We start from the raw sequence: 14,894 nt of genomic DNA on the forward strand, positions 1-14,894 counted from the left end.
GGCCGCTCAGGCGAGGGACCCCCCGCGCGGGTTGACGATCGTATAGCCACGCAATGAACGCGCATGCATTCGCGTCGCGTGTCCGCCCGAGTTGGCATCGTACGCCATCCAGATGTCCCCTTCCAAATGCTGCTCGAGGACGAATACATGTCCACGTCGCGCTGCGACCATTCCCGGTGCGGGTGATGTCCGCGGGAAGCGCAGCCAATTGGCCGCAAGATTCAATTCCGGCACGATACGGCCGAACACGCGCAGAGCCGCGCCGCAGCCGCAGAAGGAGGAAGGACACCCTGCCGGACGACTGCCGACGATGCGGGCGCTGGAGATGCTCGTCGTCGGGGCGCCGCCCGCGTCGGTCACTGTCAATTGCGTCGCGCGATAGGCTTGTAGCGAGGACCTGGGATTCAGTGGGGACCGGGAAGCCCGCTCACGGCGCGGTTGCGCATATGAGAAGTCGCAGGGCATCGTGACGTTGCATTCAGGTACTTGATGAATGCGATAAGTCCGTGCTTCGGAAGCGACGGAGCTGAGGGCAACCAAGAGACACGCAGAAAGAACCGCCTTGAACATTGCAGGGCTCCAAATTGAAGATCCCTGCCCCGGCAATGAGAAACCAATAACAGTTTGGCTGAAATCGGCTAAAAGAACGGCCAAAAGTGGCTTCATTTGCAGGCCGATTTCTGCAGTCCTCATAGCCCAGACGTAGCGGCGGAGATAGATAACTCGCAGAGAACGAACGCGTGTCGTCGCAACCGAAACGCGATCGCATGTGCACGCGCCGCTCACCGATGGGCGTCGACCGGCCCGAGCGCACAATTGCGCAGGGTACCCCTCGAGCCATAAACCCGGCCGGTGATTGTTGCGCGCTTGGTCAACCCCGAGTCGTCGCCAAACCCGCTCCTGTGGCTATCGCAAAGTCCGATTTTGCAGCGCCGAGCGCTGCGGCGAGCTCGTCGATGTGGTAAGGCTTCGATAGGATCCGGATCCCGGCCTGCTCGGCGTCGTGAACCGCGGCTTCGGCGTATCCGCTCGTCAGCAGGACCGGAATGTCGCTTCGCCTTCTTCTGATCTCGCGCGCGAGTTCGACACCGTTCATGCCGCCCGGCATCATGATATCGGAAAACACCAGATCGACGGAGCGGCCGTCCGCTAGGGCACCGAGAGCCGCCGCAGCGCTGGCCGCCCGCGTGACCTGGTAACCGAGCTGCGCAAGCATCTCGCTGACGAGCGCGGCGACCTCGTCGTCGTCTTCGACGAGGAGGATTCGCCCCTGATTGGCCTTCTTGGGCCGCGCCCTGTTCAGGTCGATGAGGTGCCGTTCACCCGAAGGGATATTCCTGGATCGCGGCAAATAGAGCTCGATGCTGGTGCCCTCGTCGACGATCGATTTTATTCGAACCATCCCGCGTGATTGCGTGGCAAATCCGTGGACCTGAGCAAGCCCCAGGCCCGAGCCTTTCCCGACATCCTTGGTCGTGAAGAACGGTTCGAAGACCCGCGCCAGGATCTCGGGGCTCATTCCAACACCCCTGTCGACCACGGATAGGCGAACGTAATCGCCCGCGATCTCGTTCTCGTTCAGGCCGGCCAGGTTCTCGCCACGGACAACGATCGTACCGCCGTTCGGCATCGCATCGCGGGCGTTGACCGCCAGATTGAGAATGACCAGTTCGAGCTCTCCCGGATCGACCTCAACCGGCCAAAGCCCCTCCGGAAAATCGAACTCGACGTGAACGTCGCCTCTCAGGCTCCGATCGAGCAATTCGCGCATGCCGCCGATCTGCGCGGGGATGTCGACGGCCTCGGGCCGGAGCTTCTGCCGCCGTGAAAAAGCCAGAAGCTGCCTGGTCAGGCCCGCACCACGCTGCGCCGCCTGAACCATTCCTTCCAACAGCCGACGCCGCCGATCAGGATCGGTCTGTCGGTCGAGCATGTCCAATCCACCGGAGATCACCATCAGCAGATTATTGAAATCGTGAGCTACTCCGCCGGTCAATTGCCCAATGGCCTCGATCTTCTGGGCCTGACGAAGGGTCTCCTCGACGCGGGCGCGCTCTTCCATTTCGGCCCGCAGATGCTTGTTGGCCTCCTCGAGGGCACGGGTGCGCTCGACCACGAGCTTCTCGAGCTCCTGGGCCGTCCGCTCGCGCGCCTGCAGCAAGGTCCGAATTTCATATTGCCGCCGGCGGGCCCGCATTGCGGATTGAATTGCGCTCGTCAGCGTGATCGGCTGAACCGGGCGCTCGAGCAGCGAGACGTTGCGGAGTGTCTCGACGATGCTGCGGCGCCAGGCAACCACCGCCGGCTGCTCCCGGTGGCTGGTAAGAATGACAAAGGGCAGGTCGGACCAGGGCGGCTGCCGCTCGATCCAATGTGCCAGCGGCTGGGTATCCTTTCCGAACAAGCCCTCCTCGGCGAGAAGCACCGCGCCCACGCCAGCCGACATCTCGTTGACCAGTTCAGGCAGACCTCGACAATTGATTGCCACGAGATTCGAACTGCGGAGAAGCTCGACCGATGCCGGTCCATCGCGGCCAATCGGAGCAAACACGAGGACGCAATGATCGCGGTCGGCGCTCATTCCGACAGCCCCTCCGGTATCTCCGTGCCCGAGTAACGCGGATTCCCGGAAAAGATGCCGCTGAATCCGGTCAGCGGAGGACCGACCGTAATGCCGGCACTGCCAAGACGAAACTCGCGGATGGAATTTTCATGATTGCCGCTGCGCTTCTTCACGACCGAGAGGGCGCGCCGCACCGTTCCGCCGACCTCGAAATAGCGCAGCATGAGCACGGCATCGCTCAAATAACTGATATCGAGGGCCGTTTCCATCGGGCCGACCAGCCCATGCTGAGCGAGGATAAGGACGGTCAGCACGCCTTTCTGCCCGAGATAGCTCAAGAGCTCGTGCATCTGGAGGATGAGAAATCGCTCATCCGGCATTGCGTTGAGGTAGCCGTTCAGACTGTCGATGACAACAATTCGGGCGTTGTCCTTTTCGACGCTGTTGCGCACATTGGCGGCGAATTCGCCGGGGGACATTTCGGCGGGATCGATCTGTTTAAATCGGATGAGTCCCGATTGCAGATGGCTTTCAAGCGGCAGGCCCAGCGTTCGAGCCCGGGCCTCCACTGTACCGCGACCTTCATCGAAGGCAAAGAACACCGCATGCTCACCGCGATCTGCCGCCGCGATCGCATAGGTCAGCGCGAGAGACGACTTGCCGACACCGGCGGCGCCCAAGAGCAGCGCACTGGTGCCGCGCTCGAGCCCTCCTCCCAGTAGCTGGTCGAGGTGTGCATTGCCGCTGGGCGTCAACTCACCGATAAACGAGGTGTGATGTTCCGCCGCCACCAGACGGGGGAATATCCGCACCCCTCCCGCTTCGATCGTGAAATCGTGGAAACCGCCGCGAAATCGAATGCCGCGCATCTTGATCACGCGAAGCCGCCGGCGCTCTGCCCCATAATCAATGGCGAGCTGTTCGAGCATCACGACGCCATGCGCGATCGAATGGAGTTGCAGATCGTCCTGGGAGGACGAGAGATCGTCGAGGAGGATGACCGTGCAGTTGCGGTTGGTGAAAAAGTGCTTCAGGGCCAGAACCTGGCGCCGGTACCGCAGCGGGTTCTGCGCAAGGAGGCGGAGCTCGGACAGGCTGTCCAGCACCACGCGCGCGGGATTGATCCGTTCGACCTCCTTGAATATCAGGCCCGTGGTTTCGCTCAGCTCCATCTCGGCGGGGTGGAAGACGGTGAGCTCGCGCTCCGGATCGAGCGTCGTCTCAGGCGGCACCAGTTCGAAGATGTCGACTCCTTGCAACGACCAGCCGTGCCGCTGTGCAACCAGCGTCAGCTCACGCTTGGTTTCCGACAAGGAGATATAGAGCACGCGTTCACCGGAGCGGGCGCCCTCGAGAAGGAATTGAAGCGCCATCGTGGTCTTGCCCGAGCCGGGCCGACCCTCGTAGAGGTACATGCGATTGGGATCGAGCCCGCCGTAGAGGATATCGTCGAGGCCATCACTGCCGGTCGAAATCCTGGGCAACTCTCCGGGGTCGCTGGTTTGCGCCCGGCTCGATGAATTGATCATTGAACCCCCGTGAAGCTCCATCGCCAAAAGTGCGGTCCGGCCCCGAGATGGACGCGCGGTCAGCGGTCCGGCCCCGGCCGTAAGGCGAAATTTGGCAAAGAACGCCCAAGCCGGGTTCCAAGTTCCGCCTTCAGATGCATGTCCGCCAGACCGTCTGCCGCGGAACCGTTCTCGCCCCCTATTTTAGCTTTTGCGGTCTGACTGGCGGTCCCAGCCGGTCAGCGTCGACAAGCCAGTTCGCGCCCCGAAAGCCGCGCCAGCTCACTGCATCATCGCGGCCGAGATCTTCTCCGCCGACATCAGGACTGGAAAATTGGTGTTGGCGCACGGCACCACCGGGAAGATGGAGGCATCGACGACGCGCAGGCCCTGCACGCCTTTGACGCGCCCCTCTGGATCGACCACCGCCATCGGATCATCGGTCCGGCCCATGCGGCACGAGCAGGAGGCGTGCCACACGCCGATCGTGGCCTTGCGCACGAAGGCTTCCAGCGCCTCGTCATCGTTGATGACGTCGTCGAAGGTGAAGCCCTCGACCACGAAATTGTCGATCATGTAGTGGCGCAGCGCCGCCGGCCCGTCCATCAGGGCCGCGGCGATCTTGGTGAGAATCCTGTTTTTGGTGTTGACCACGCCGATCTTGCGCACGCGGTCGGTATAGGAGGCCGGGAACGGCTTGTCCGTCACGGCCCTGACGACGTCGCTCATCTGCACGGCCGCCATCTTGCGGAAACCGCTCATCAGGCGATCAAGGTCGCGCCGGTCGGACAACAGGTTGAATTCGACGATCGGCTCGACTGCCGTGTCGCGCGAGGCAAGTTTGACCTGTCCGGTCTCGGAATAGGTCTTGTTGACGAACGTCAGCAGCGATCCGATCTGCTCACCGACGGCGTGCCAGGCCGATTTGCTGAGCAGGACGACGAACATGTCGCCTTTCGGTACGCCTTCGAGCCCGGACGAGTAACGCAGGCCAAGCTGCATGTGGCGCCTGGTGTGCTCGTTCATCCGCGCGCCGCGGCGGACAAAGGACGATAGCGAGATCGAGGGATGATCCATCAGGCGCTGGCCGACGCCCTGCAGCCCCATCAACACGGGAATGCCCATATCCCTGAGGTGACCGACCGGGCCGATGCCGGCGCGCAACAGATGCGCCGGCGAATGGATGGCGCCGCTGGAGAGAATGATCTCGCCGGCGCGGAATTCCTGCTCCCGCCCGTCGACCACCGCCTTCACGCCGACGCAATGCGTGCCCTCGAACAGCAACTCCCTGACTTGCGTGTTGGTGGAGATCGTGAGGTTGGCGCGCTTGCGCGTGTCTCGATCGAGATAGCCCATGGCAGCCGAGACGCGTTGCTCGGCCTGGTTCGAGTGCGTCACCGGGAAAAACCCGTCGACGAACTCGCCATTCTGGTCGGGCAGGAACTGATGTCCGGCCTGCTGGAAGGCTTGCGCGAACGCCTGCGAATGCCGCGTCCAGTGCTCCCTGGGGATTCGGCGGACCGGGATGCGGCCGTCCTTGCCGTGGTAGGGACCGTCGAAATCGAGGTCGCGCTCGACCTTCTTGAAGAAGGGCAGCACATCATTCCAGCTCCACCCCGCGGCGCCGCGCGCTTCCCATTCGTCGTAATCGGTCGGCGCGCCGCGGTTGGCCATCTGGCCGTTGATCGAGGAGCCGCCGCCAAGCACGCGAGCCTGCTCGTATTTGCGCAGGGGCGGGCGCCCTTCGTCCGGGTTGTTGTGACTGACGATCTGGGTCGTGACCTTGAGCTCGGTCCAGTGGAAGCGCGGATCGAAATAGGCCGTCCCCGGATAGCTGTCCTTGATCTCGGCCGGCTCGTCTCCGGGCGGTGTGTCCTGTCCAGCCTCGCAGAGCAGGACCTTGTTGGCGCTCCTCGCGGAGAGCCGGTGGGCCAGCACGGACCCCGCCGAGCCGCCGCCCACGATAATGAAGTCGTACACGATTGGCGCTTCCTCTTGTTCTTGCCCGGGAAGCGTAGCGCGTTATTGTTTTGAGGTCACGTCATCGCTGCCGCGGCAAAGCGCGAGCACAACGCCGTCGACGCCGAGGGCACCGCCCGGCGGCAGGCATCTGCCGTCCGGTCAGCAGGTGACGAGGGAGCGAACCGAGGAGGCTTTACGGCTTCCTTACGAAGCCCGCGCGCAACCTCTCGGCAAACCAGACTACAAAAATCGAAGCGAACGACAGGCAGAAAAATATGGCTGTCCAAAGCAGCGCGTTACCCGCATTTGTCATGACGTCTCTCCCTCGTTTCAAACGAGACGCTTGCAGACAATCGAACGCTACGTGTTGCGATAGATCAATTTTGCCGAACTGCAATTAGGCTGAGATCGGCATCAGCAGCTCGCAGTGACGGCTGAGGCTACGGCCTGATCGAAAAACTCTCCGGCGGCCCTGGCTTCCGCAATGGCTCCGACAGCCGCGCGAACTCGCACAGCAGCGACCGCGTCTTCCTGGGATCGATGATCTCCTCCACCCAGAATTTTTCGGCGGAACGGAATGGCGAGCGCAGCTTGTTGAGGCGGTCCTCGATCTCTTTCAGTTTCTCCGCCTTGTCCTCGGCCGCGTCGATGTCCGCGCGGTAGGCGGCTTCGATGCCGCCTTCGAGCGGGAGCGAGCCCCAATAAGCCGACGGCCAGGCGTAGCGGATCGAGAAGCGGTCGGCGGGCTGATGCACCACGCCGGCGACGCCGAAGGCGTTGCGCAGGATCACCGTGCACCAGGGCACCGTGGCCTGGTTGACCGCGGCCATAGCGCGAACGCCATGGCGGATGGTGCCCGCCTTCTCCGCATCGAGGCCGATCATGAAGCCGGGGCAGTCCATGAGATAGACGATCGGCAAATGGAAGGTCTCGGCGAAGTCGACCCAGCGCACCACCTTCTGGCAGGCATCCGCCGTCCAGGAGCCGCCATAGTGAAAGCTGTCGCTGGCGAGCACCATCACCGCCCTGCCCTCGAGCCGCGCGAGGCCGACAATGATCGGCTTGCCGAAATTTTTGGCGACCTCGAAGAACGAGCCCTTGTCCACGACCTGCTCGACGATCGGCCGTATCTTGTAGACCTGCTTGCGGTTGCGTGGCACCGCGCTCATCAGCGCCTCTTCTGTGCGCTCCGGATTGTCGGTGCAGGGCAAGGTCGGTGGTAGCTCGTAGACCGACGACGGCAGATAGGACAGGAATCGCCGGGCGCAGGCAAACGCCTCCTCCTCGGTGTCGACGGCATGATCGACCGCGCCGGCGCGGGTCTGGATGTCGGCGCCGCCGAGCTCTTCCTTCGAGAGGTCCTGCCCCAGCGCCTTCACCACCGGCGGACCTGCGACGAACATCGCGGACTTCCGGGTCATGATGGAATAGTGGCTGGCGGCAAGACGCGCGGCACCGAGCCCTGCGACCGAGCCGAGGCCGAGCGCGACCACGGGCACGCGCGACAAATTCTCGGTGGTGAAGCGATACCAGCGTGTGCCGCCGATGCCGCCCGGCAAGTTCGCCGCGCCCTTGGTCTCGATAGTCTTGACCGAGCCGCCGCCGCCGGAGCCTTCGATGATGCGGACGATGGGCAGGCGGAGATCATGCGCCATCTCCTCCGCCATCAGCGGTTTTGCGGAGATGGACGCGTCCGCCGAGCCGCCGCGCACGGTGAAATCGTCGCCGACCACGACGATGGTGCGGCCTTCGATGCGCGCGCGGCCGAACACGCAGTTCGCCGGCGTCAATTTCTGCAACTCGCCGCTGGAATCGTATTCACCGACGCCGGAGACGGCGCCGATCTCGTGAAAGCTGCCCTTGTCGGTCAGTCTGTCGATACGCTCCCGAACAGTCAGTCGGCCCTGGTCATGCTGACGCTTGACCTTGTCAACGCCGCCCATCTCCCGCGCGAAGGCTTCGCGCCGGGCGAGCTCGTCGAGTTCCGGCTTCCAGTTCATTCACTCCCTCCGAATTGATCGGCTTGTTATTGTTGTGCACGGCGATGGCGACCGGTTTACGCGGGATGCGGGCGTTGAAGACGTCGCCTTCCGCGCCCTCCATCAGGCTGCCGAGCGAACGGCCGAGCGCGAGCATCAGCGGCGCGACCTCGGCATGCAGGCGCTCTTCGTCGTACATCGCCGACAGAAGACCGATCGTGATGACGACGAAGGTCTGGTATTGCGGCGACCAGATCGGCACCGCGAGCCCGTTGATATGCGGGCTCCACAGGCCGCAGGCCACGACATAGCCGCGCTCATGCAGCGACTGCCGGTTGGCCTCGATGCGGGGCCGCAGGATTTTCGCAGCCTCGGGAGCTTCCCGCTCCATGTCCGCGATGAAGGCATCGCCGACCTCGGGCGCCAATGCCGCAGTGTAGGCTGCGCCTGCAGCGGTCGAGGCCATCGAGATGCGGCTGCCGGTGCCCTCGTGCAGCCCGAGTGCCGAGGCCGAACGCGCGAACTGAAGATAGACCAGATGGAAGCGATCGGGGACCACGAAGCCGACGGTGCCCGGCAGTTGCTCAGCGACTTCCTGGAGCCGCTGGCGAATCATGCTGCGCAGCTGCGCGCCCTTCATCATCGAGGCGCTCATCGCCACCGCGCTTGGCCCGATGCGATATTTCTGATCGCGCGGCAGATAGACCAGCTGCCCCATCCGCGTCAGCGTGTGCGTGAGCCGCGACACGGTCGAGCGCGGCAGGCCGCAGCGATTTGAAATTTCCAGATTGCCAAGCCTGGCCTCGTGGCCCTCGAAGCATCGCAACACGTCGAACGCGCGCGACACCACCTGGATGACATCACCCTCACCGGCTTCGCCAGCGAGCGCACCTTGTCTACTCAACCGCTCCGAACGTCGTCCCATGATCCCTACCGCTTGTTCCGCTGTGCGGAATTAAATTCCGCTTGCAGAAGAAACTACCTCAGGCATTTTGCGACCACAACAAAAAGGCGATGGCATGCCAGAAATTAAGATCGTCACGGAGATCGCCGGACGCGTCTGCGCAACTCCCGTGCAGGTTGGAGGAACCGTTGCAGATGGCGATGAGATTGTGGTGGTCGAAGCGATGAAGATGGAGATACCGGTGCTTTCGCCTGTGAGCGGCGAGATCACATCGCTTCTGGTGAAGCTCGACGACGTCGTTACCGAAGGACAGGCGATCGCAATCGTCGCAAGCTGACTGCATTCTCCGTCGTTTTCCGCGACATTCTGTCAGCCTCATTGCTGCGTTCGCGGTACGGCGTTGCCATTGCCTGACCGCGATGACATGATCTCTCAAACAAAACCTGTTTCAAACAAAGAAAGAAATCGTCGCGGCAAACGCGAGGATCATTGGAGGGAAACATGCGTCGTGGGCTGATCATGCTCGCGCCTGCCGTGGTGGCAGGCCTTTCTTTTGTGTCTACACGCTATGCATTCGCCGACGACATCAAGCTGCCGGCAACATTGACGTTCACCGCCTATGACACCGGTACCGCCGGCTTCAACATCGCGGTCGGCGTCGGCAAGATGATGAAGGACAAATACTCGACCGACGTGCGCGTGCTCCCCGCAGGCAACGATGTCGCGCGTCTGGCGCCGCTGCGCGCCAAGCGCGCGGTCTCCGCGGCGATGGGATCGGGGACATATTTCGCGCAGGAGGGCGTGTTCGAGTTCGGCTCCAGGGAATGGGGCCCGCAGCCGCTCCAGATCCTGCTCTCGAGCGTTGATTGCAATTGCGGTTCGCTCGGCGTGGCCGCGGATACAGGGGTGAAGGAGCTGAAGGACCTCAAGGGAAAGCGCGTCGGCTTCGTCGTCGGCTCGCCGGCACTGAACCAGAACTCGCTCGCGGTGCTCGCCTTCGCCGGCCTGACGCAGAAGGACGTCAAGATCGTCGAGTTCGCAAGCTACGGCGCGATGTGGAAGGGCTTGATCAACAACGACACCGATGCGGCCTTCGGCACCACCATCACCGGTCCCGCCAAGGAAGCCGAGACTTCGCCGCGCGGGCTGGTCTGGCCGCCGCTGCCCGCCAAGGACAAGGAAGGTTGGGCACGGATGCAGAAGGTCGGCTCGTTCTTCTTCCCGCAGACAGCGACCTGCGGCGCCGGTATCTCGCCGGACAAGCCGATCGAGCTCGGCAACTATCCCTATCCGATCTTCGTCGCCTACGCCTCGCAAGCCCCCGAGCAGGTCTATGCGATCACCAAGGCGATGATCGTGAACTACGATTCCTACAAGGACTCCGCGCCCGGCGCCGGCGGGCTTGCGGCCGATCGCCAGACCAAGAACTGGGTGGTGCCGGTGCATCCCGGCGCGGTGAAGGCTTTGAAGGAGGCCGGGCAATGGAACGACGCACAGGAGGCGCACAACAACGGACTGATCAAGCGGCAAGAGGTGCTTGGCGCCGCGTGGACCGACTACGGAAAATCCAATCCGCCTGCGGATGATAAGGCGTTCCTCGACGCCTGGATGAAGGCGCGTGCCGCGGCGCTTGCGAAGGCCGACATGCCGAACGGGTTCGAGGATTAGTTCACAGCGTTAATTGTCCACGCCCGGGGTCGATCATGTCGTCTGCTTCAGTCTCCACCCCCTCCCAGGACGAGGCCAAGCGGATCGTGTTCGACGATCCGCATGGCGCCGCCGCCAACATGCAGGAAGCTGAAGTTACGCGCGTGCGAAGCTTGCGTGGCGCGTGGCGCTGGCTGCTCGTCCTCGCGACCGCCGCGACCATCCTGCTCTGCATCAACCAGCAATTCTCGCTGCGCTTCTTCGTCGGCTACACCCAGCTCAACACGGAATACTTCTACCTCCTGATCGCCCTGATGCTGCCGTTCACGTTCCTGATCTTCCCGGGGACCCCGCGCGCGCCGCTCGACCGCATTCCCTGGTATGACCTTCTCTGCTTCGTCGTGACCTTTGCCGCCGCGCTGCTGTTGATGTCGAACGTCCGCAAGGCCGCCGAGGCCGGCTGGGAATTCGGCGGCGCGCCGAACAGCGTGATCGCAGCCGGTCTCGTGATGTGGGTGATGTTGATGGAGGCGCTGCGCCGCACCGGCGGCTGGAGCCTGCTACTGAGCGTGCTTCCCTTCACCGTCTATCCGCTGTTCGCGGAATCCAGCTGGCTCGGGCCGTTCCGCGGCACGCAGTCGACGCTGGAGCAGGCGACCGCCTATCACGTGCTGTCGGGCGAGAGCCTGCTCGGCATTCCCATCCAGGCGTTTGCCGACACCGTGATCGGCTTCCTGGTGTTCGGCACCGCGTTGATGATGACCGGCGCCGGAAAGTTCTTCATCAATCTCGCCTTCGCGCTGTGTGGCACGTTCCGCGGCGGCGCGGCCAAGGTGTGCATCTTCGCCAGCGGCCTGCTCGGCATGATGTCAGGCTCGATCATCTCCAACGTGCTGACCGCCGGCACCATGACCATTCCGGTGATGAAGAAGAGCGGCTTTCGCGCCTCCTATGCGGGCGCGATCGAGGCTTGTGCCTCGACCGGCGCGGTGCTGGCGCCGCCGGTGATGGGCGCGACCGCCTTCGTAATCGCGCAGTTCCTCAATGTCAGCTACGCCGATGTCGCGATCGCGGCCATCATTCCCGCCGCGCTCTATTATATCGGCCTGTTCATGCAGGTCGATTCCTACGCCGCACGACACGGGCTGAAGGGCATTCCGCGCGCGGAGCTGCCGCGGGTCATGGATACAATCAAGGATGGCTGGTACTACGTCTTCGTCATCGCCCTCCTGATCGTGATGCTGCTCTACTTCAAGCGCGAGAGCCATGCGCCATTCTACGCCACCGCATTGCTTCTTGTGCTCAACCAGCTGTTCTCGAAGGACACGCGCTGGACTGTCGCGACCATCGGCAAATTCCTCGAGGTCAACGGCCGCACCTTCGTCGAGCTTGTCGGCATCCTCGCCGGGTGCGGCCTGCTGATCGGCGCCTTCTCGATGACCGGCGTGGTGTCGAGCCTCGCCAACGACCTGCTGCATATCGCCGGCGACAATCCGTTCCTGCTGCTCGGCATGTGCGCCCTGACTAGCCTGATTCTCGGGCTCGGCCTGACCACGACGGCCTGCTACATCTTCCTCGCCATCCTGGTCGCACCCGCGCTGGAGAAGCTCGGGCTGAACAAAATGGCCGTGCACATGTTCATTTTCTACTGGGGCATGCTGTCGTCGATCACCCCGCCGGTCGCGATTGCATCATTCGCAGCGGCAGGTATTGCCGGCTCGCCGGCGATGAAGACGGGCTGGGAATCGATGTGGGTCGGCAGCATCATCTATTTCATCCCGTTCTTCTTCGTGCTCAATCCCGCGCTGGTGCTGCAGGGGCCGAGCCCCTATCTGGCCGGTCTCGGCTTGATGGCGCTCGCGGCGTTCGGCACGCTGTTCATCTGCGGCGGCATCCAGGGCTACCAGCCCTTCGTCGGCGATCTCCGCGGCGCCGGTGCGCTGGAGTGGCCCATCCGCGTGCTGCTGGTGATCGGCGGTTTCGTGGTGGCCACCCCCGGCGGCGGCATCATGCCGCTGTCGCAGATGCAGGTGACGCTGCTCGGCCTCGCCATCCTGATCCCCACGATTTTGCTCGCCCTGCTGCTGGTCCGGCGGCAGACCGTGGTGCCGGACGGGTTGCGCGTGCCCTGATTGCGTTGCACAAAGAGAGGCAATGAAACCGCTTTCGCCTCTCGCTACCGCCTGGACGCGCTCGAAGCCGCCTTTGCTGCGGTTTCTGGACAATTGCCTCAACGAATTCTCGGCAGAGACCTCGGGCGCGGTCGCCGACTACATTCCCGAGCTCGGCAAGGCCGATCCTGCCTGTTTCGGCATCAGCCTCGCGACCCTGGACGGTCATGTCTACGAGGTCGGCGACTCCAGGGCGCCCTTCACCATCCAGTCGATGTCAAAGCCGTTCGTGTTCGCGCTGGCGCTGGACCTGCTCGGCGCAAACAGGGTGGAGAGCGCAATCGGCGTCGAGCCCTCCGGCGATCCTTTCAACTCGATCCGGCTCAACTCGGAGAATCATCCATTCAACCCGATGGTCAATGCCGGCGCGATCGCCTGCACCGGGCTGATCCACGACAGCAAGGGTCCGGATGCCTTCGAGCAAATTCGCCTCGCGCTTAGTCGTTTTGCCGGCCGCGATCTCGCCGTCGACGAGGCCGTCTACGCTTCCGAAAGCCAGACCGGCGACCGCAACCGTGCCATCGGCTATCTCCTCAAGACCAATGCGGTGATCTCGGACAATGTCGCGGCCGTACTCGACGTCTATTTCCGGCAATGCGCGGTGCTGGTCACCGCGCGCGACATCGCTGTGATGGCGGCAACGCTCGCCAACCGTGGCGTCAACCCGGTTACCGGCGAGCAGGTGCTGACGCCTTACGCGATCTCGCGCACGCTGTCGGTGATGACGTCGTCGGGCATGTACGACTATGCCGGCGAATGGATCTACCGGATCGGCATCCCCGCCAAGAGTGGCGTCGGCGGCGGAATTCTCGCCGCACTCCCCGCCCGCCTCGGGCTCGGCAGCTATTCGCCAAGGCTCGACAAGCACGGCAACAGCGTGCGCGGCATCAAGGTCTGCGAGGCGCTGTCCTCGCATTACGATCTGCATATGCTCAACCGCAGCGACGACGCACGCAACGCCGTCATCGCCGATTACGACATCGGCAAGAGTCCGTCGCGCCGCGTCCGCCGCCCGCAGGAACGCGATATTCTCGCAGCCCACGAGCAGGAGGTGAGGATCATCGAGCTGGTCGGCACGCTGTCGCTGTCGGCGGTCGACTATGTCTCGCGCCGGCTTGCGGGTCGGCCGCGGCCGCAATTCGTGATCTTCGATCTCCACCGCGTCACCTCCACCACACGCGCCGGAGCGCGGCTGGTGGCCGAAGCGTTCGAAGAACTCGCGGCGCTGAATGTGACCGCCGTCCTGTCAGGCGTCAGGCGTGCCTCCAAGGAATGGGACAGCCTGCGGGAATGGACCGCCGAGCTCAAGAACGTCCGCGACTTCTATTTGCTCGACACAGCGATCGAATGGGCCGAAGACCAGATCATCTATCGGTACGGAGGCTCGATCGATTTCCACGAGACCTCCGAGCTTGCCGAGCAGCCGCTGCTGGCCGGCATGAGCGAGGAAGAGCTGACCGACCTCGCCTCGATCTGCACGATCCGGACCTATCAGTCTGGCGCGAAAATCCTCTCCACTGGCGCCGCAGCCGATTCCCTGTTCTTCCTGCGCAGCGGCGCGGTGCATGTCACCCTGCCGGACGGCGTGCGGCTGGCAACACTCACCGCTGGCATGGCGTTCGGCGAGATGGCGCTGATCGAGACCACCCGCTCCGCGGACGTCTTCGCCGATATGGCAGCGACGGCGTTCGAAGTGCCGCTGAAGGATTTCGAACGCTTCCGCAAGCAGCACCCGCACGCCAGCGAACGCATCATGCGCAATCTTGCGCAGCTTCTCGCCGACCGCCTGATCGTCGCCAACGCCAGGGTGGATATCCTGACGTCGACCTGAGCGGCCTAGCGGCTCGCCGCCTCGCTGATCCGCCGCTTGATCTTGGCGGCACTGGTCTTGAGCAGCTCGGATGGCTGCTGGCCGGTCGCCACGCACAGGCATGCCCAGTAATAGATGACATCACCCAGCTCTTCGACGAGGCCCGCCTGGTCGAGCCAGTCATCGCGGAGCAGCTTCTTGATGTGGTCGGCGACTTCGCCGGATTCGCCGGCGAGGCCGAGCCCGAGATAGGACAGCCGTTCGTTGGACGGACGCTCATCGACTTTCGCAATCGTTGCAGCCCAGGCGGCATATTCATCAATCGTCATGAGCGTCCCTCACAGCAATGC

General features: G+C 63.4%; 11 protein-coding genes. 4 read left to right on the forward strand and 7 right to left on the reverse strand.

Annotated features, from left to right (window positions below; all coding sequences use genetic code 11):
* Positions 1 to 6 precede the first annotated feature (6 nt).
* The 6 genes from AC0L3B_RS10705 to AC0L3B_RS10730 form a co-directional block, all read right to left on the reverse strand.
* The gene (locus tag AC0L3B_RS10705; RefSeq protein WP_245288529.1) at positions 7 to 693 is read right to left on the reverse strand and encodes a hypothetical protein; all 687 of its coding nucleotides are present in this window, start codon (positions 691 to 693) and stop codon (positions 7 to 9) included.
* 178 nt (positions 694 to 871) lie between these two features.
* Positions 872 to 2,581: a response regulator gene (locus tag AC0L3B_RS10710; RefSeq protein WP_018459226.1), complete on the reverse strand. Its 1,710-nt coding sequence runs from the start codon at positions 2,579 to 2,581 to the stop codon at positions 872 to 874.
* Positions 2,578 to 4,092 (reverse strand): ATPase domain-containing protein, encoded by a 1,515-nt coding sequence (locus tag AC0L3B_RS10715; RefSeq protein ID WP_018459227.1) that lies wholly within the window; start codon positions 4,090 to 4,092, stop codon positions 2,578 to 2,580. Before AC0L3B_RS10715 ends, AC0L3B_RS10710 begins: the two co-directional genes overlap by 4 nt.
* A gap of 261 nt (positions 4,093 to 4,353) precedes the next feature.
* Positions 4,354 to 6,051, reverse strand: coding sequence for a GMC family oxidoreductase (locus tag AC0L3B_RS10720; RefSeq protein ID WP_018459228.1), 1,698 nt, complete (start codon positions 6,049 to 6,051; stop codon positions 4,354 to 4,356).
* 422 nt (positions 6,052 to 6,473) lie between these two features.
* A complete protein-coding gene (locus AC0L3B_RS10725) occupies positions 6,474 to 8,033 on the reverse strand; it encodes an acyl-CoA carboxylase subunit beta (RefSeq protein WP_473380372.1) in 1,560 nt (519 codons plus the stop codon).
* Entirely contained in the window at positions 7,963 to 8,937 is a 975-nt protein-coding gene (locus AC0L3B_RS10730; protein WP_026233760.1) for an IclR family transcriptional regulator, read from the reverse strand. Before AC0L3B_RS10730 ends, AC0L3B_RS10725 begins: the two co-directional genes overlap by 71 nt.
* A 94-nt stretch (positions 8,938 to 9,031) precedes the next feature.
* Between AC0L3B_RS10730 and AC0L3B_RS10735 the strand changes: the two genes are divergently transcribed.
* The 4 genes from AC0L3B_RS10735 to glsA all read left to right on the forward strand — a co-directional run bounded on the left by AC0L3B_RS10735 (position 9,032) and on the right by glsA (position 14,565).
* Positions 9,032 to 9,253 (forward strand): acyl-CoA carboxylase biotin carboxyl carrier protein subunit, encoded by a 222-nt coding sequence (locus AC0L3B_RS10735; protein WP_018459231.1) that lies wholly within the window; start codon positions 9,032 to 9,034, stop codon positions 9,251 to 9,253.
* A 164-nt stretch (positions 9,254 to 9,417) separates the two neighbouring features.
* Positions 9,418 to 10,584 carry a TAXI family TRAP transporter solute-binding subunit gene (locus AC0L3B_RS10740; protein WP_018459232.1) on the forward strand — a complete coding sequence of 389 codons (1,167 nt, stop codon included), beginning with the start codon at positions 9,418 to 9,420 and terminating at the stop codon, positions 10,582 to 10,584.
* A 35-nt stretch (positions 10,585 to 10,619) separates the two neighbouring features.
* On the forward strand, positions 10,620 to 12,695 hold the full coding sequence (locus tag AC0L3B_RS10745; protein WP_018459233.1) for a TRAP transporter permease: 2,076 nt from the start codon (positions 10,620 to 10,622) through the stop codon (positions 12,693 to 12,695).
* A gap of 22 nt (positions 12,696 to 12,717) precedes the next feature.
* Positions 12,718 to 14,565 (forward strand): glutaminase A, encoded by a 1,848-nt coding sequence (glsA, locus tag AC0L3B_RS10750; protein ID WP_473380373.1) that lies wholly within the window; start codon positions 12,718 to 12,720, stop codon positions 14,563 to 14,565.
* 5 nt (positions 14,566 to 14,570) lie between these two features.
* On the opposite strand, the gene AC0L3B_RS10755 is transcribed toward glsA, so the two are convergent.
* Positions 14,571 to 14,873: a nucleoside triphosphate pyrophosphohydrolase family protein gene (locus tag AC0L3B_RS10755; RefSeq protein ID WP_026233761.1), complete on the reverse strand. Its 303-nt coding sequence runs from the start codon at positions 14,871 to 14,873 to the stop codon at positions 14,571 to 14,573.
* Positions 14,874 to 14,894: the final 21 nt, after the last annotated feature.

The organism is Bradyrhizobium sp. Kon56 (assembly GCF_055807635.1).